Consider the following 17,695-nt stretch of genomic DNA (forward strand, 5'->3'; position numbering starts at 1 on the left):
GCACTCCCCGGCACCGACGGGAGGCGCGCGGCAACCTTTTCGCTTCCCGCGGCCACTGATGGACACACCATCGGCTCGATCCTCCGAACGGACACGCATGAAGGAAACGAGGCAGGCCGCGCGGCGCCGCAGGCACCGGCTCAGGCTGTTGGCAGGCACCCCGGTGGCACTGATCACGGCGGCCGCTCTCGTCTGCCTGGTCGTGGCGTTCCGCCCCGGCCACCAGGCGGACGCTGGGCACGCCGCGGACGCGACCCCCACGGGTTCCCGCGGGACCGCCACGTCCGAGCGGGCGGCACCGGCCCGGTCGGCGTCCCCGACGGCGACCCGGACGCCGGGTACGACGGCTTCCCCGTCCGCGGCGGCCGGTGCCGGCACCGCACCGGCGCGGCCGTCGGCCTCGGCCACCTCCCGCACCGCGGCCACGGGAGCATCGCAGGCGGGACGGATTCGCCCCGGGGTCGGCTACCGGGGAGTGGCCACCACGTACGACGCCGGGACCGGCGACGGCGCCTGCTCGTTCGGCCCGAGCGACGACGTCATGACCGCGGCGATGAACCACACCGACTACGAGACGTCCAAGGCGTGCGGAGCGTACGTCCTTGTCCGCGCGGCCGACGGCGCGTCCGTCACGGTCCGGATCACCAACGAATGCCCACTGCCCTGCGCCCCCGGGCAGCTCGACCTCAGCGCCCAGGCCTTCGCCGAGCTCGCCAGTCCTTCGGCCGGCCGGATCCCGATCACGTGGAAGCTGCTGAGCCCCGGCGTCTCCGACACGATCGCGGTCCGGTACAAGACCGGGTCCAGCCGCTGGTGGTGCGCGATCCAGGTGATCGGCCACCGGAATCCGGTGGCCCGGCTCGAACTCCGCACCGCTGACGGATGGCGACGGCTGCCCCGTACCGAATACAACTACTTCCTCGCCGAGGACGGAGCCGGCTGCGGGGGCACGATCAGGATCACCGACATCTACGGTGAACGCCTGACCGTCGGCGGGATCGCGGTGCGACCCGACACCGTCCAGCCGACCCGGCTCCAGTTCGCCCGGCACTGAACCGTTCCGGACGGGCTACTCCGCGTTCTGGCCGCAGCCCACACCCGCGCCGGCCGCGGGCGGTCGCGGCGGGGAGGGGAGGGTGACGGAGCCACCGCCGGTTGCGACCTCGGGCGCCCGGTCGGGAGCCGGGGGCATGCGGAGCAGGAGCAGAGCCGCGTCGTCGTGCAGGCGGCCGCCGACGTGGCTCTGGAGTTCGGCTTCGAGCGCGGCGAGGGTGGACGCCGGCTCGTCGCACACATGCCGGGCCAGCCCTTCGGCGAGGCCGTAGAACTCGCGGCCGTGGTCGCGGGCCTCGGTGACCCCGTCGGTGTACAGCAGGAGCTGATCACCGTCGGACAGGGGCAGCACCTGGAGACTCGGGGTCTCACCCGTGAGGGCCCGCAGCCCGAGAGGCGGGGCGGGGTTGACGGGGTCGACCGAGGAGACGCTTCCGGACGCGCGCACATGCAGCGGCGGTGCGTGTCCGCAGTTGACGACCTCCAGCCGGCCCGGCTCCGGGTACCCGGCGACCACGGCGGTGACGAAGTCGTCGTACCCCAGGTTGCGCGCCAGACTCCGCTCGATCCTGGCGACGACGGTGAGGAGATCGGGCTCGTCGTAGGCGGCCTCCCGGAAGACGCCGAGCACGAGCGCGGCCGTGCCCACGGCGGGCAGCCCCTTCCCGCGGACATCGCCGATGATCATTCGGACTCCGTAGGGCGTGGGCACCAGCGCGTAGAGATCCCCGCCGATCCGTGCCTCCGCCTCGGCGGCGCTGTAGCGGACGGCCACCTGGAACGGTCCGACACTCGACGGTATGGGTGCGAGGAGCGCGTGCTGGGCCGCCTCGGCGACCGAGCGGACCGCGGCGAGGACCCGCTCCCGACGCCAGCGCAGCGCGCTGGCCAGGGCACTCGCCAGAGTGACGGCCGCCAGCGCGGACAGCACGGCGGCGAGCTCGTCACCCGGGACGCCGTCCCGGATTCCGAGCACCACGCTCAGCGCCGCGGCCAGGAGGCCGACGCAGAGAACTCCGAACGGCCGACTGGTGGTGGCCGCCAGCGCGGGGCCGGCGGCGAGCAGCGGCAGCCAGACCACGCCCGCTCCGCCGGCCAGGTCGACCAGCACGATGGCGCCGACGATCAGTAAGGGCAGTACGGGAGTGCCGAAGGCCAGGTGGGCGGCGGCGCGCTTGCGACCCCCCGCCCCGGAACCGGCGCTCCGGTTCCTGAACGTCCGTTTCCGCCAGTGCTCGCTGCCGTGCTCTCGGGCCTGACTCATGTTCGTCCGCAGTCCTCACCTGGATTCATCCCTGAAATGTCCGATTTACCCAGGAAAGACGTTCGCGGCGGTCGCCACAAGGACGGGGATTTCAGATAGTGAGCGACAGGCCCCTCGTCACGCGATTCGCGGTGGGGATCAGCCGGGTCAGGACCGCCTCGAGCCGGGGCAGCCGTTCGGCGGGGAGCGAGACACCGAGTGAGCCGAGCGTGTCGCCGCTGTAGACGGGAACGGCGACGCAGACCGTGCCCAGAGCGTACTCCTCCAGGTCCGTGACGGCCGGGGCCACGGGCGAGGAGGCCAGCCGCCGCAGCAGTTCCGGCCGACTGGTGATGGTGCGCGGCGTGAGGTCGGCCAGGGCGTGCCGGGCGAGGTAGTCGTTGCGGGACTCCTCGTCCATCTCTCGCAGGACGGACTTGCCCAGCGCGGTGGCGTGGCCCGCGTCCTCGAATCCGACCCAGAGGTCGACCCGGGGTGCCCGGGGGCCGTCGACGATCTCGGCGACCCTGATCTCGCCCTCCTCGTAGAAGGTGAGATAGGTGGCGGACGCGAGCTCGTCCCGCAGGGCCGCGAGAGTGGGGCGGACGCGGCTGAGCAGCGCCTGCCCGCGACCCTGGGTGTGCAGTGTCTGCATCTTGTCGCCCAGGATGAAGCCGCCGTCGTCGAGCTTGCGGATGTATCCGTCGTGGACCAGGGTCCGCAGCAGGTGATAGGCGGTGGCCAGGGGCAGGTCCGTCTCCCGTGCCAGCTGCTTGGCGGGCGCGCCGTTCTCGTGCGCGCTCACCGCCTCCAGCAGGCGGAAGGCCCGCTGAACGGATGTGATGAGCGTCGGGCCGTCGCGAGCTCCCATGCCACCAGCGTGCGCCGAGGTCACGAGACAGGCAAGGCGCCAAACGATGCACCGCCCCTCCGGCGGCCCTCGTCGCGCGACCGCGGGCCGCCGGTCGAGACCGGCGGCGGCAAGAAATTCAGGAGCCGCCGGTCTCGTGGCGGGCGAGGCCGGTGCCGCCGAGGCGGCCGAGGAGCCCGGCGAGCTGAGCCGCCTCCTCCTCGGTCCACGACGGCTCGGCGAAGATCTCCTCGGCGACGTGCTCGGCGGTGACGAGCATCTCCGCCAGCCGCTCCCGGCCGGTCTCCGTCAGCGCCGCGTAGGCCACCCTGGCGTCACGGGCGTCGGCGTCCCGCCTGACGAGCCCGATGCGTTCGAGGGGTACGAGCCCTCGGGTGACACCGGAGGCCGTCAGCCCCAGCGCCTCGGCCAGGTCCACCCGGCGCATGCGGTCACCCGGGGCCTGGGACAGACGCAGCAGCATCGTGAAGTCGGCCAGGCTCACCCCGTGCAGCCCGCCGAGGCTCGCGTCGAACCGCTTCACCAGGGTGGCCTGCGCCCTGACCAGGCGCAGTGCCGCGTCCAGCCCTCTACTCATTGACACCTCCTTGACTACTCAAGCATATCGGGAGCATGAGTCGCCGTCGAGGTACGAGGGGTCAGGGGGTGTTCTGGATGTTCTGGGCGATGGCACGCCGCTGGCGTTTGCCGAGGGGTGCCTGGGAGAGGTCCTCACCCTGGGACCTGAGCCTCTTGAAGCCGTAGCCCCGCTCGGTCAGCCAGGCGGTGGCGGCGGTTTCGGCGCGTTCGACCGCCTCCAGGATGTCCTCCTCCTCTTCTCCCGAGTCCAGGAAGCGGAAGGTGAAGGCCGGGCGGGCGGCCAGGTCGTAGCTGAGGTGCCCCGCGGGAGTGAAGGACGCCTGGAGGACGTCATGCTCGGACGCGCGGGCCAGCAGGTCCGCGCGCTGGTCGGCGTCGAGCCCGTCGAAGACTCCGCGAACGGTGATACGGAAAGTGCGTGTGGTCATCGGGCGAGCCTAACCAGCGGGGACGCCGGGTTCCACCTCGTTTCCGGCGGGGCCGCCGTCCAAGGAGACCGGCACGGTACGGACCGGGAGCGGAGTGCTCGCGCCCGGTCCGTCCTCACTCCCCGTGCGGAGCGCTCAGCGGTGGTGGCAGTCCCAGTGGCCCTTGACCCACACGTGGTCCCAGTGGGCGGGAACGTAGACCCACTTGGCCTTCCACTCGTGGCTGTGATGGCCGTGGCGCCAGGTGTCGTGGTGGACCCACTTCTTCTCCCAGTGCCCCGGAACCCACTTCTTCTCCCAGTGGCCCTTCTTCCACTCGCAGCGGTTGTGGTGATCATGGTGGTCACCGGTCACCACTGAAGCCGCGGACGCCGGTGCCGGAGCCGCGGCGGCGGTACCGGACATGCCCAGTGCGGCCCCGCCGGCCAGCAGACCCGTCGCGGCCGCACCGGCCAGCAGGCGCCGGGCGCTGATGCGTGTGGTCATCGGACTCACCTCCCTCGAAACGTGATGGACGTGCACAACAGGAGCCGGTGTCACAGAAGTTCGCGCCGAAACAGTCGGCACGTTCCGAGGCTCACGATGCGCGGAACACAAGGTATTCGGAGCCATGAAAGGTATGTATGAGGATAGACCCGCATAAGTTTCTGATACGAGTTTTCGCGAGGGGTGGGACCGTGGCCGGCTCCCCCGCAACGGGTCGCGTGGCCGGGTACGGCGACATCGCGGCGCCCCCTGCTCATACGCGGGGCCGGGTGGCTACGAATACATGGTGACGGCGTGCGCTCCGTGCGCGACGGCGGGCGGTGACGGCACCGTTCGGCACCGCCTTCCCGGCGCGGCGGACGGCGTGCGCCCCGTCGGCGAACGGCCCTGTCGTGCTGCGAGGGTGGCCGCGGGGACGGAGAGTCGAGCCAGACGAAGAAGGCGACGGACGGATTCCCCCAGCGATGTCCAAGACCGGCCAGGACGGACCCGGCTCCCGACGGCACTCCCCGGCGGAGGAGTGGCTGGACGCCCGGCTCAAGCGTGCGGCTGAGGGCGACCAGGACGCGTTCGCCGACGTCTACGACACCCTCGCGCGGCCGGTCAAGGGCCTGATCTGCCGTGTGCTGCGGGACGATGCGCAGGCGGAGGAGGTGACGCAGGACGTGATGGTGGAGATCTGGCGGACCGCGGACCGCTTCCGCCCCGAACTCGGAGGCGCCCGGGCATGGGTACTCGCCCTCGCGCACCGACGGGCCGTCGACCGGGTCCGGCACGTCCAGGCCAGCACCGCACGCGAGCGGCGCAGCGCGCTGCTCGCGGAGGACCGCCCCTTCGACGAGGTGGCCGAGGCCGTGGAGCGGCACGAGGATCACCATCGCGTCCGCCGCTGTCTCGCCGCCCTGGAGCGGCATCAGCGCGTGCCGCTGGTGCTCGCCTACTACCAGGGCATGACCTATCTGGAGGTGGCCGCCTGTCTGGCCACTCCCGCGGGGACCGTGAAGTCCAGGATGCGCTCCGGACTGCGCCGGCTCCGTACCTGTCTGGAGGCCAGGTCATGAACGCCGCCGAAGACCCGCACCAGTCCGTGGGCGCGTATGTGCTGCACGCCCTCCCGGCGGCGGAGGAGGCCTCCTTCGAGAACCACCTGGCCGGGTGCGCGGCGTGCCGGGAGGAGGTGGCCGAGCTGTCCGCGGTCACCCTGCGACTCGCCTCGGACCAGGACGCGACCCCCTCGCCCGAACTGCGCCGACACGTCCTCGACCGGGTCGCCCAGACACGTCAGGAGCATCTCCCCGGGAGGATTCCGGTCCGTCAGCGGGCCCTGCGCCTGGCCCTGGCCGCGTGCCTCGTCCTCGCGGCCGCGCTCGGTGGCCTGGCCGCGTGGCAGCACACCCAGGCGGACGACGCGCGCACGGAAACCGCTCACGCCCAGGCGCAGGCTTCCGCTCTCACCGACATCCTCACGGCCCGGGACGCCACGATCAGCACGCGGAAGCTGAGCGACGGAGCCGACATCAGCGTGGTCGCCTCCCGCACCCAGGGCCGGGCGGCCTTCATCGCGTCGGACCTGCCGCCCCTCGGCGACGACCAGGTCTACGAACTCTGGTACGCCGCGAAGACCGGCGACCTTCGCCCGGCGGGCCTGCTCCCCGGCTCCGGCGGCGGGCACGCCCAAGTGCTCCAGGGTTCGCTGGACGACGTCACTGCCGTAGGAATCACGGCCGAGCCCGCGGGTGGATCGCGGCAGCCCACCAGCGAGCCGCTCGGCATCGTCACGGTTCCGGCCTGACACGTCCCGTGTCCGTCCCGGCGCAACCGATGCAACCGATCCAGAGCACCTGATAGCAGGACAGAAGATAATATTTCACTTTTGATGCGGATATCCCTTGATCATCCTATGCTTATGTAAGGAAAGGCTCAGGTGGCATGTAGACGGCCGGTTCTGAACCGGCGGGAAGCGGGCTTCCATGGTTGAGCGGCTCAAGTCGGGGCTGATCGGCGAAATGTCCGCCGAATTCCTCGGCACGATGATTCTCATCCTCTTCGGGTGCGGCGTGGTGGCCCAGGTGGTCGCCGGCGGAGCACTCACCACACCACCGGGCGGTCTGGGAAACCACGACAGCATCGCGTGGGCATGGGGCATCGGCGTCACCATGGGTGTCTACGTCGCCGCACGCCTGAGCGGCGCGCACCTCAACCCCGCGGTGACCCTCGCCCTGGCCACGTTCAGGGGATTCCCCTGGCGCAAGGTGGCCCCCTATGTGGTGGCCCAGACGGTCGGTGCCTTCGTGGCAGCGCTCATCGTGCGCTGGAACTACACGGACGCGCTCGCGAAGGCCGACCCCGGCCACACCATCAAGACCCAGGGCGTGTTCTCCACACTGCCCGCCAACGGCAACCCGAACCTGCCGGTCCACGAGTGGGGCGCGTTCCGCGACCAGATCATCGGCACAGCCATTCTGCTGCTGGTCATCATGGCCGTCACGGATCTGCTCAACACCCCTCCCGGCTCGAACATGGGCCCGTTCATCATCGGACTGCTCGTCGTCGGCATCGGCATGGCGTGGGGCACCCTCGCGGGCTACGCGATCAACCCGGCACGTGACTTCGGTCCCCGGCTGGCGAGCTTCTTCACGGGATACGGAGGGGCCTGGCGAGATCAATACGGCAACATCTACTTCTGGGTGCCGATCATCGGTCCGCTGATCGGTGGCGTGCTCGGCGCCGGCGTGTACAAGCTCTTCGTCGGCCGGTTCCTGCCGACGGCGGAGCCCGAACCCCCGGGACGCATCCCGCCCTCCAAGTCCTGACGCCCACAACCCTCACAGCAGAGGCGGTAACCCATGGCTGACTTCGTGGGCGCGGTGGACCAAGGGACCACCAGCACCCGATTCATGATCTTCGACCACGCCGGCAACGAGGTGGCGAAGCATCAGATGGAACACGCCCAGATCCTTCCGCGCTCCGGATGGGTCGAGCACGACCCGGTGGAGATCTGGGAACGCACCAACTCGGTGATCCAGAACGCCCTGCGGCACAAGAACCTGACCGCGGAGGACCTGGCGGCGATCGGCATCACCAACCAGCGGGAGACCACCGTCGTGTGGGACCCGCGCAACGGCCGTCCGTACTACAACGCCATCGTCTGGCAGGACACCCGAACCGATTCCATCGCCGCGGCCCTGGAACGCTCCGGCCAGGGCGACGTCATCCGCCGCAAGGCGGGGCTGCCGCCGGCGACGTACTTCTCCGGCGGCAAGATCCAGTGGATCCTGGAGAACGTCGACGGCGTCCGCGAAGCGGCGGAACAAGGACACGCCCTGTTCGGCAACACGGACGCCTGGGTCCTGTGGAACCTGACCGGCGGCCCCGACGGCGGCATCCACGCCACCGACGTGACCAACGCCAGCCGCACCATGCTGATGGACCTGGAGACCCTGGACTGGGACGACGAGCTCCTGGGCTTCTTCGGTGTGCCCCGGGCCATGCTGCCCAGTATCAACCCCTCGTCCCATCCCGAGGCGTACGGTACGACGCGCACCTCCCGGCCCCTGCGCGCCTCCATCCCCATCACCGGGGTGCTCGGCGACCAGCAGGCGGCCACCGTCGGACAGGTCTGCTACGCGCCCGGCGAAGCCAAGAACACCTACGGCACCGGCAACTTCCTGGTGCTCAACACCGGTACGGAGCTGGTCCGTTCGCAGCACGGCCTGCTGACCACCGTGGCCTACCAGTTCGGCGACAGCCCCGCTGTCTACGCGCTGGAGGGCTCCATCGCGGTCACCGGATCCGCCGTACAGTGGCTGCGTGACCAGATGAAGATCATCAGTGACGCGGCCGAGAGCGAGACGCTGGCCCGCACCGTCGAGGACAACGGCGGGATGTACTTCGTCCCGGCGTTCTCGGGCCTGTTCGCCCCGTACTGGCGCTCCGACGCCCGCGGCGCGATCGTCGGCCTCGCCCGGTACAACAGCAACGCCCACCTGGCGCGGGCGACCCTGGAGGCCATCTGCTACCAGAGCCGCGATGTCGTCGAGGCCATGGAGCAGGACTCCGGAGTCCATCTCGACGTGCTCAAGGTCGACGGCGGCGTGACCGCCAACGATCTGTGCATGCAGATCCAGGCCGATGTGCTCGGCGTGCCGGTCAGCCGCCCCGTCGTCGCCGAGACCACCGCGCTCGGCGCCTCGTACGCGGCGGGCCTTGCCACCGGCTTCTGGCAGAACACCGACGAACTGCGCACCCACTGGCAGGAGTCCAAGCGCTGGGAGCCCGAGTGGTCCGAGGACCGGCGGCAACAGGGCTACGCGGACTGGAAGAGGGCGGTGGAACGCACACTCGACTGGGCGAAGGTCGAGTAGACCGGCCGGTCGGTCACACTGATGACCGAGGCAGCTCCGTCCGGCCCCTGGCTCGTAACACGTCAGGGGCTGGACGCGTGCCCGCTCTCATGTGCGGTCGCGAACCGGGCCTGTCTCGCCGTAGATCGCGGTGTCCTTCATGAATCCCGGTTGTCCGTCGTCGGCCTTGGTCATGAGCCGGCGGGTCGGGTGCGGCCCGCCGGCCCAGGCCTGACCGTCCTCCTTGCAGGAGAAATCCGGGTGATGTCCGGGTGATGTCCGGGGCGCGGTTCACCCGCTGCTCATCGCTCGATGACGCCGGGCCACACGCCGAATGATCACCCCCGGTCACGCGACCACCCCCTCAGCCTCTCTATGCTCGGGGTCGACCATTCGCATAAAAAGGAGCAGAGCAATGAGCGAGAACGTCTACTTCGAGGTCACCGCCAACGGCGAGCCGCTGGGCCGCATCGAGTTCAAGCTGTTCGACGACGTCGTCCCGAAGACCGCGCAGAACTTCCGTGAGCTCGCCACCGGCGCGCACGGTTTCGGCTACAAGGGCTCGCCGTTCCATCGGGTCATCCCGGACTTCATGCTCCAGGGCGGCGACTTCACGAACCAGAACGGCACGGGCGGCAAGAGCATCTACGGCGAGAAGTTCGCCGACGAGAACTTCACGCTCAAGCACACCAAGCCGGGTCAGCTGTCCATGGCCAACGCGGGCCCGAACACCAACGGCTCGCAGTTCTTCATCACCACCATCGTCACCGACTGGCTGGACAACAAGCACGTCGTCTTCGGCGAGGTCGTCGAGGGCATGGACGTCGTGAAGGCGATCGAGGCGCTCGGCAGCCGTTCCGGCACCCCCTCGAAGAAGATCGTCATCTCCGACTCCGGCACTGTCTGAGCGGTCCGACGGCCTGGGTCCACCCCACGGACGAGTGCTGACGGAGGCGGCGGCGCACCACCCGCCGCCTCCGTCGGGCGGCCGGCCCGGACGTCAGCGCGGCCTCGGCCGGGTCGGTGATGAACTCCCAGAGGGCGCGCAGCCGTTGCGGAGAAGAGCCCCACGGCCTGCTGCTCGCCCTCTCCGAACACCCGGAACTTCAGGCACGGTTGTGCCATCCGCGTCGCCGAGGAATGAGTCCGCCGCCACCGACCCGGCGGCGGCACCGACTCCCCTGCCGGGCTCACCGCGCGACCTGCTGCGCAGGACTCCGCAGCCACCGGAACCGATCGTGTCCCACCCGTCGCGGGGCCAGGAAAGAGTTCAGCCGGATTCGTGGCCGGAACCCGACTCCATGGGACCGGCGCGCCTCCGAGGGGTAGCCCCTACCCGCACACGCCGAGGCGCGCGGGGTTGGGGGGCTGGCCCGAGTGACACGGAGGGGGCGGACGCCCGGAACACGCTTGTCAGGACGCGCGCAGCGGCGGCGAGCGATCCGTCGGCTGCGCGCGGAGGGGCTCTACGGGCCCGCGCTTCGTGAGGTGCTGCCCGCCCTCGCCGCGGTCGTCGTCGCCCTGTGCGCGGTCGTCGCCGGCTTGGCCGTCGGCTACCGCGAGGCCGGCATCGGCGTACCCCTGGGCGCGCTGGTCCTCCTGGCCGTCGCCGCGCCGACCGCGGTACGCCGTCACCGGCCGCTGGCCCGGCGCCGCCACGGCTTCTACACACCCGAGGAACTCGCGGAGCTGGACACGGAGGGCCTGGCCCTGGCCGTGTCCCGGATGCTGCGCCGTGACGGCTGGCGCGTGCTCCCTCCACAGCGGACCGCGGACCGCGTCCGGGTGCGCTTACGGGCACGGGACGGTCGCGGGCAGCGCCTGGAGGTCGCCTTCCGGCCCGTTGCCGAGCCGCTGCCCGACGAGGAGGCGCCCTCTCGGGCGGGACGTCCGGGCGGCTCGGGCCCCCCGCTTCGTCTCGTGGTCCACCGAGGGGCCTTCAGCCGGCGTGACGTCCAGTGGGCACGGCGGCAGGGCGGGGTTCGCCTGATCGACGGTTCGTGCCTCAGACGATGGGCGCACGGGACACCGCTGAACGAACTGAGCGACTCCCGCTGACTCCCCCTGACCCCCGCCGACTCCCGCCGACTCCCGCGCGATCGTGACCGCCGACCGCCGGTCGTCGACCCCTCGGCCCCTCGACGACCACGATCGGGCCCTCGGACACCACCGCCTCGGCCTGTGGGAGCCCCGCCGCCGAGGGGGCCAAGGCGCAACACACCGGGTTCAGGGCGGGCGTTCGCGTCAGCGAGGGATTCCCGCGTCGTCCAGGTAGCGGTGCATGACGTCCGCGGGAAGGCTCGGGTTGCCGAGGGCTCGGGAGGAGGTCGCCGGATCTCCGCAGCTTCGGACGATGAGGTCGACCGGCAGGGCCGGGTGGCCGGCCGCCACGGCACGCACACGATCGTCGGGGTCGGCGAGCAACCGGACCAAGACGTCGACGGACGCCTCGGAGTCGAGCCCCACCAGCTGCCGTTTCTCCGGATCCGGGTCGTCGGCGAAGCGTTCTCCGTTGCCCGCGCGCGGGAAGTTCGGGTGGCTCACCAGGGCGCCCTTCGTGATGACCTTGCAGTCGAGATAGGTCCGCAGCACCACCTCCCCGTCGACGGTCGGCTGGTTCTCGCACAACAGGAGCCGCACCGGGTGGTCGTCGTCCTGCGAGAGCAGCTCGACGGCGTCGGCGGGCAGGTGCGGGCTGTGGGCGGCGCTGCGCCGCAGCAGGGTGTTGGACGATCTGGCGCATTGCCGCAGAGTGTCGGGATCGGCGCACAGGCGAACCCATTCGACGGGATCGAGCCGGTCGGACGGACCGATCGTGACGTCGACGGCGGTGCGTTCCGTCTCCGTCAGCTCGGGTCGGACCGACACCGCCAGCCGGACGCTGTGCGCGTCGTCGTTCGCCAGCGTCCTGACGATGTCGATGGGAACCCTGAGGTTGTCCGCCAGCGCGCGCCGGTCCTCCGTTTCGGTACCTGCCGCGAGACGTTCGGCGGTCGCCGTGCTCATGGCGCCGTACCGGATCACATCCCGCCTGCGGACGCCGTCGATTCCCGCGTCGAGGAGCAGGTCGGTGCAGCCCGCGTCCTCGCGGCAGGCCTTCACCATGGCCGCCCGACGTACGTCGTCATCGGCGTCGCGCAGCAGCCGGCTCCGGGAGTCCTCGGACAGCGCGCTCCACTCCCGGCAGGCCGCCTGCCGAAGGTCCGCGTCCTGGTGGTCGGCGAGCCCGCCGACCAGGCTCGGAGCCGTGTTGCGGGAGAAGGCCGCGGCTCGGCGGACCCGCGGTTCCGGATCGGCGAGCAGCCGCTGCTGAGTGGACAGGGGCAACGGCCGCGCGGAGACGCGGAACCCTTCGGGTCCGTCGGCGAGGGCGTGGCGCACGCGTGGATCGGGATCGTCCACGAGCCGGGCGCGTTGTTCCGGCGTCACCGACGGGTTGTCGGCCAACGCCGACCGCGGCAGGCGGTCGGGATGCGTGACGATGGCGTCGACCACCTCGTCCGGCAGCGGACGCCAGGCGATCGCGCTCCTGGCCGCCTTGGCTTCCTCGCACAGCAGCCTGATCAGTACCGCGGCCGGCGCCGCGGGATTTCCGGCGATCGCGGCAATGGTCCCGCGGTGAGCGCAGGCTCCGCACATGGTTCCCCTCCCTGATCGCCGGCGGGCTGCGCGCGGCCCGCAGATTGTGCGCAGGTCGCGTTCGCGGGGTCAACGTCGACGATCATGCTCTGCCGCCTGTCCGGAGACCGCCGACCGGCAGTCCGGGGCGGCCCGGGATCCGCGGCCGGATGCGAGCCACATCCCCCACTCGGAGCCCGGAGGCCACAGCGGTTTCACCGGCAACAGACGAGGTCAGGGGCGTGGACACGCTCCCACCAGGTACTTGAAGGAAACCGCTTCGCATGGGCCGAAGGGCCGAATAGCGTGCGAGGACCCGAGCCTCTCCCCCACCGACCGACGGTCCATGTACGCCGGGCCCGCACCCCCACCAGGAGACCGGCATGTCGTACGACAGTTCCGCCCCGCATCCCGGACCACTCGACGGGCAGCACGGTTCCCGCTCCCGCCATGCCCCGGACCCCAGCGGGGAATCCTTACGCGGCGGGGCATCACCCCGCACCTGGACCGGGCACCATCGCGATCTGCGCATCCTGCGCCGCGCCTACCGCCGGCAGCGGCGTGTGACCACGTTCGTGGTGCTCGGCTGCTTCACCCTCTTCCTCGGCCTCTCGGCCGGCTGCCCCAATTTCATGGCCCGCCCTCTCACCGGGGGCCTGTCGACGGGCCTGGTGTTCGCCCTCGCCCAGATCCCCGCCACCTGGCTCGCCGTGCTCCTCTACGAGGGCACCGCCCGCCGCTACGTCGACCCCCTCGCCCGGCGCGTGAACCGGAGTACCCCCTGGGCTCGCGGCGAGCAGGAGCGGAAGCGGTGAGCGTCTTCGGCGGCACCGCACAGACCTGGTCGCTCGTCGCCTTCTCCGTCGCGGTCACCGTGACCCTGCTGCTGTGCGTGGTGACCGGCCCCGACAGCGACGATCTCGCCGAGTTCTACACCGGCTACCGCTCGCTCTCCCCGCTGCGCAACGGACTGGCCATCGCGGGCGACTACATCTCCGCCGCGACCGTGCTGACCATCGGCGGTGTGATCGCCCTGTGCGGTTACGACGGTGTCGTGCTGGCTCTCAGTACCCTGCTGTCCCTGCTGGTGCTGATGTTCCTGCTGGCCGAACCCCTGCGGAACACGGGCAAGTTCACGATGGGCGACGTGCTGGCCCGCAGGATGCCCGGACGGGCCGTACGGATCACCGCGTGCGGTGTCACGATCGCCGCACTCGTGCCGATGATGCTGGTCCAACTCGCCAGCACCGGGCAGCTGCTGGCCTTCATCCTCGGCTTCTCCGACGACTCCATGAAGACCGGCTGCATCGTGGGCGTCGGCGCCCTGATGATCACCTACGCGGCCATCGGCGGCATGCGGGGCACCGCGCTGATCCAGATCCTGAAGATGGTGGTGCTCCTCGGCTCCGGAATCGTCGTCGCCGTACTGATCCTGAGCCGGTTCCACTGGAATCCCGGGGCCCTGTTCACCGTGGCCGCCAGGCGCAGTGGAGCACCGGACGACTTCCTGCACGGCGGGCTTCAGTTCGCCGGTGGCCCGCACCCCCGGCTCGACATGATCAGTACGCAGTTCGCCATCGTGCTGGGCGGTGCCTGCCTGCCGCATGTGACGATGCGTATGTTCACCGCGAACAGCGCCCGCCAGGTGCGGCGTTCGATGTCCTGGGCGGTGTCCTCGGTGGCGCTGTTCATGATGGTGGCGGGCGTCATCGGCATCGGCGCGACGGCGATGGTCGGCCGGGCCGGCATCGCCGCCGCCGACCCCCGCGGGCACACGGCCTATCTGCTGGGCTCACGAGCCGCGTTCGGCCCGGTGGTGTCGCGGGCGGAGACCCTCGTGTTCACCACGATCACCACGGCGATCTTCCTCACGCTGCTCGCCTCGGTCGCCGGTATGACCCTCGCCTGCGCCAACTCGCTGGCCCACGACGTCTTCGCGGGCCGGAACAGCGCCATGTCACCGCGGCGCGAGACGGCCCTGGCCCGCGGCTCGGCCCTGGTCGTCGGCGCCCCGGTGATCGCGCTCGCGGTCCTCGTCCAGCACCGCAGTCTGCAGCCGCTCGCCACCCTGTCCTTCTGCGTGGGCGCCTCGGCGATCGCCCCCGCTCTCGTCTACAGCCTCTTCTGGCGCCGCTACACACGCACCGGCCTGATGAGCACGCTCATCGGCGGCACCCTCGCCGTGCTGATCCTGATGCCGGGCACCAGGCTGGTGTCCGGCTCCCCGACGTCCGCCTTTCCCGCCGCCGACTTCAACTGGTTCCCGTTCACCACCACGGGACTGGTGTCCATCCCGCTGGGCTTCGTCTTCGGCTGGCTCGGCAGCCTGCTGTCGGGACGCCGCGCGGCGGACCGGGAACGGGGACGGTACGAGGGTGTGGAGAGCCTGATCCTCGCCGGGCCGCGGCAGAGGGAGCGGTGACGGTGGCCGGTTCCCCGCCACCGTCGCCCTCCCTCAGTCGTTCACGGGCCGCTGACCACGATCTCGCGCTTGAGGATCTTGCCCGTGGGCCCCTTGGGCAGTTCGGCCGCGATCGTGACGACGCGCGGGTACTTGTACGCCGCGACCCGCTCCTTGGCGTGGGCGATGATCTCCTCGGCCGTGGCCTTCGCGCCGGGCCGGAGCGTGACCACCGCCGCGATCTCCTCACCGTGCAGGGGGTGCGGCATGCCCACGACGGCGGCCTCGGCGACGGCGGGGTGCTCGTACAGCACCTCCTCGATCTCGCGCGGGTAGACGTTGTAGCCGCCGCGGATGATCATGTCCTTCTTGCGGTCGACGATGAAGTAGAAGCCGTCCTCGTCCACCCGGGCCAGGTCGCCGCTGTGGAACCACCCGTCGCGGATCGCCTCCGCAGTGGCGTCCGGGCGGTTCCAGTAGCCGGTCATGATGTTCTCGCCGCGGATGGCGATCTCGCCGATCCCGCCCGGCGCGACGGCGGCGCCGTCCTCGCCGACGAGCCGCATCTCGACCCCGCGGATGGGCAGCCCGATCGACCCCGCCTTGCGTGGACGGTCGGGGTGGTTGAACGCGGCGACCGGTGACGTCTCGGAGAGTCCGTACCCCTCCAGCACGGGGGCGCCGAAGCGCCGCTCGAAACCGTGCAGCACCTCGACCGGGAGCGCGGACCCGCCGGAGACGGCCAGGCGTAGCCGGGCGGCGTCGAAGCCGTCGGGAAGCTCGGCGTGGAGCAGCGCGGCGTACATCGTCGGCACGCCGAGGAACACGGTGACCGCGTCCCTGGCCATGATCTCCAGGGCGCGCTGCGGGTCGAACCGGGGCAGCAGGGTCAGCGTGGCGCCGGCGGCCACGGCCGTGTTGAGCGCGCAGGTCTGGCCGAAGGCGTGGAAGAGGGGAAGGCCGCCGAAGAGTACGTCGTCCGGTCCGACCTGGAGGAGCGTCTCGGACGTGGTGAGGGTGTTCGTGGCCAGGTTCCGGTGGGAGAGTTCGGCCCCCTTCGGTGTTCCGGTGGTGCCCGAGGTGTAGAGGATCAGGGCGGCGTCGTCCTCGGTCCGGTCGACGGTGTCACGCAGCGGCTGGTGGCCCCGCAGCAGGGCGTCGAAGGCCTCGGGCTCGGTCACCAGGCATGCGGTTCCGGTCTCGGCGGCGGCCTTGGTCACCTCTTCGGCAAAGAGCGGGAAGACCAGCGCGATGCGCGCCCCGCAGTCGCGCAGGGTGAAAGCCACCTCGCGGGCCTTGAGCAGCGGATTCATCGGGACGACGACGCCGCCGGCCCGCAGGATGCCGTAGTAGACGACCGGGAACAGCGGGAGATTGGGCATCGTCATCGCGACGCGGTCGCCCGGCAGGAGGCCGCGGTCCCGCAGGAGCGCGGCGACCCGGGCGCTGGCGTCGTCCAGCTCCGCGTAGGTGAGCGTGCTGTCGTCATGGCGGACGGCCACGCGGTCGCCGTGGGCCGCGGCGGAGGCGGCCAGGAGGGTGACGAGGTTGGTCATGCCGGGAATCTCCTAGGGTTCGTGCCGCCGGGCGAGGCGGTGTGGCGCGGTCGGATCACATCGCGAAGCGTGACCCAGTGCTGTGCGCCCTGGCTACGGGGCCCCCGCGGGAAGGCCAGCCACAGGCGCAGCACGTGGCGTCTGTGGTCGGGCGATTCATGGTCCTCGAACGCCGATCGGGCATGCATCACGTGGTGGGTGTTGACCACAAGCAGGTCTCCGACCTCGAGGTCGAGGTCGAGCCGGTACTCCGGGGAGGCCGCGACGCGGTCGATGAGATCGAAGAGCTCGTGGTCCGCCGGTTCCAGGCGGGGTACCTCGGGGAAGCGCTGGGCGGATTCGATGGAGCGCCGGTTGTAGCGCGTGCTCAGTGCGCGGGCGGGACCGTCGGGGCGGGAGACCAGCGGGGCGGCCGTGTAGGGCGGCTCTCCTGGAGCGTGGTCCTCACGGCGGTCGAAGCAGTACGTGCGGTACAGGCGCTCGGCGAGATCGGGGCGCAGCTCCAGCACCGCGTCGTGGACCGCGGCCGAGCTGACCAGGGAGATCCGTCCGCCGGTGCGAGGCGTACTGAGCGGCATCAGGGCGAGGAGGTCGGCACCGTCGGTGTGGAACGGCAGCGCCTCCCGGGTCTGGTAACCGCGGGTGGCGGGGTCGCTCAGGCTGCGTCCGGTGTCCCGGACATGGCCGAGGACGAGTCCGTCGGCGTTCTGCGGGACGGGGTGGCCCAGGTGCCGGCCGAGGCCCCAGAAGACGGTGCTCGCGGCCGCCTCGCCGAGCCGCTCGACGGGGATGCCCCGGACGATCGCGAACCCCCGTCCGTGGTCGAGGACCCCGGCGAGGCGGGCCAGCTCGCCGGCGAGCGTGGGCAGCGGGAAGCCGGCGGCCGTCAGCCTCAGCAGGGTGAGATCCCGTCTGCGTGCCTCGTGCAGGGCGGAGTCGATCTCGGCGAGCCGGGGCGCCGAGAGGCGCAGCTGCCACTCCTCGGGGTGTGTCAGGTCCTGGCCCTTCCACACCCAGGGGCCCGAGCGGGGCACGGGCGGCGCCTGGTCGGCGTCCCTGGTTCCGGTCATCTTCGCCTCCGATCCGTCGCGTGTTCACCGGCCGGTGAGCGGCCGCC

At 71.0% G+C, this 17,695-nt stretch carries 17 protein-coding genes; 9 read left to right on the forward strand and 8 right to left on the reverse strand.

From position 1 onward, the window contains the following. Positions 1-97 precede the first annotated feature (97 nt). Entirely contained in the window at positions 98-1,054 is a 957-nt protein-coding gene (locus ACFWBT_RS00500) for an expansin EXLX1 family cellulose-binding protein (RefSeq protein WP_385693987.1), read from the forward strand. A gap of 15 nt (positions 1,055-1,069) precedes the next feature. On the opposite strand, the gene ACFWBT_RS00505 is transcribed toward ACFWBT_RS00500, so the two are convergent. From ACFWBT_RS00505 to ACFWBT_RS00525, 5 genes are all read right to left on the reverse strand, one after another. Continuing rightward, on the reverse strand, positions 1,070-2,317 hold the full coding sequence (locus ACFWBT_RS00505; protein ID WP_385693990.1) for a PP2C family protein-serine/threonine phosphatase: 1,248 nt from the start codon (positions 2,315-2,317) through the stop codon (positions 1,070-1,072). A gap of 91 nt (positions 2,318-2,408) precedes the next feature. After that, entirely contained in the window at positions 2,409-3,167 is a 759-nt protein-coding gene (locus ACFWBT_RS00510; RefSeq protein ID WP_385693993.1) for an IclR family transcriptional regulator, read from the reverse strand. Between the two features lie 118 nt (positions 3,168-3,285). Then, positions 3,286-3,744: a MarR family winged helix-turn-helix transcriptional regulator gene (locus ACFWBT_RS00515; protein ID WP_385693996.1), complete on the reverse strand. Its 459-nt coding sequence runs from the start codon at positions 3,742-3,744 to the stop codon at positions 3,286-3,288. A 61-nt stretch (positions 3,745-3,805) separates the two neighbouring features. Then, on the reverse strand, positions 3,806-4,174 hold the full coding sequence (locus tag ACFWBT_RS00520) for a DUF6204 family protein (protein ID WP_385693999.1): 369 nt from the start codon (positions 4,172-4,174) through the stop codon (positions 3,806-3,808). 135 nt (positions 4,175-4,309) lie between these two features. Then, a complete protein-coding gene (locus ACFWBT_RS00525) occupies positions 4,310-4,660 on the reverse strand; it encodes a hypothetical protein (protein ID WP_385694001.1) in 351 nt (116 codons plus the stop codon). A gap of 464 nt (positions 4,661-5,124) precedes the next feature. Between ACFWBT_RS00525 and sigK the strand changes: the two genes are divergently transcribed. The 6 genes from sigK (at position 5,125) to ACFWBT_RS00555 (ending at position 11,061) form a co-directional block, all read left to right on the forward strand. Further along, positions 5,125-5,721 (forward strand): ECF RNA polymerase sigma factor SigK, encoded by a 597-nt coding sequence (sigK, locus tag ACFWBT_RS00530; protein WP_385694004.1) that lies wholly within the window; start codon positions 5,125-5,127, stop codon positions 5,719-5,721. After that, positions 5,718-6,452, forward strand: coding sequence for an anti-sigma factor domain-containing protein (locus ACFWBT_RS00535; RefSeq protein WP_385694006.1), 735 nt, complete (start codon positions 5,718-5,720; stop codon positions 6,450-6,452). Before sigK ends, ACFWBT_RS00535 begins: the two co-directional genes overlap by 4 nt. Before the next feature lie 178 nt (positions 6,453-6,630). Beyond that, a complete protein-coding gene (locus ACFWBT_RS00540; protein WP_385694009.1) occupies positions 6,631-7,473 on the forward strand; it encodes an MIP/aquaporin family protein in 843 nt (280 codons plus the stop codon). Positions 7,474-7,506: 33 nt separating this feature from the next. Beyond that, the gene (gene glpK / locus ACFWBT_RS00545; protein WP_385694012.1) at positions 7,507-9,024 is read left to right on the forward strand and encodes a glycerol kinase GlpK; all 1,518 of its coding nucleotides are present in this window, start codon (positions 7,507-7,509) and stop codon (positions 9,022-9,024) included. Positions 9,025-9,418: 394 nt separating this feature from the next. After that, the gene (locus ACFWBT_RS00550; RefSeq protein ID WP_385694015.1) at positions 9,419-9,910 is read left to right on the forward strand and encodes a peptidylprolyl isomerase; all 492 of its coding nucleotides are present in this window, start codon (positions 9,419-9,421) and stop codon (positions 9,908-9,910) included. 503 nt (positions 9,911-10,413) lie between these two features. Further along, on the forward strand, positions 10,414-11,061 hold the full coding sequence (locus tag ACFWBT_RS00555) for a hypothetical protein (RefSeq protein ID WP_385694016.1): 648 nt from the start codon (positions 10,414-10,416) through the stop codon (positions 11,059-11,061). A 186-nt stretch (positions 11,062-11,247) separates the two neighbouring features. Here ACFWBT_RS00555 and ACFWBT_RS00560 read toward each other — a convergent pair whose 3' ends face one another. After that, on the reverse strand, positions 11,248-12,642 hold the full coding sequence (locus ACFWBT_RS00560) for a hypothetical protein (protein ID WP_385694019.1): 1,395 nt from the start codon (positions 12,640-12,642) through the stop codon (positions 11,248-11,250). A 362-nt stretch (positions 12,643-13,004) separates the two neighbouring features. Here ACFWBT_RS00560 and ACFWBT_RS00565 point away from each other — a divergent pair, with 362 nt between their 5' ends. After that, entirely contained in the window at positions 13,005-13,436 is a 432-nt protein-coding gene (locus tag ACFWBT_RS00565; RefSeq protein ID WP_385694022.1) for a DUF485 domain-containing protein, read from the forward strand. Next, on the forward strand, positions 13,433-15,043 hold the full coding sequence (locus ACFWBT_RS00570) for a cation acetate symporter (RefSeq protein WP_385694023.1): 1,611 nt from the start codon (positions 13,433-13,435) through the stop codon (positions 15,041-15,043). Before ACFWBT_RS00565 ends, ACFWBT_RS00570 begins: the two co-directional genes overlap by 4 nt. 41 nt (positions 15,044-15,084) lie before the next feature. On the opposite strand, the gene ACFWBT_RS00575 is transcribed toward ACFWBT_RS00570, so the two are convergent. Then, the gene (locus tag ACFWBT_RS00575) at positions 15,085-16,578 is read right to left on the reverse strand and encodes a long-chain fatty acid--CoA ligase (protein ID WP_385694024.1); all 1,494 of its coding nucleotides are present in this window, start codon (positions 16,576-16,578) and stop codon (positions 15,085-15,087) included. Beyond that, positions 16,575-17,648: a TauD/TfdA family dioxygenase gene (locus ACFWBT_RS00580; protein ID WP_385694025.1), complete on the reverse strand. Its 1,074-nt coding sequence runs from the start codon at positions 17,646-17,648 to the stop codon at positions 16,575-16,577. The genes ACFWBT_RS00575 and ACFWBT_RS00580 overlap by 4 nt, the downstream gene beginning before the upstream one ends. Between the last annotated feature and the right edge of the window lie 47 nt (positions 17,649-17,695).

This window comes from Streptomyces sp. NPDC060027 (assembly GCF_042737005.1).
In the GTDB taxonomy this organism is placed as follows: Bacteria; Actinomycetota; Actinomycetes; order Streptomycetales; family Streptomycetaceae; genus Streptomyces.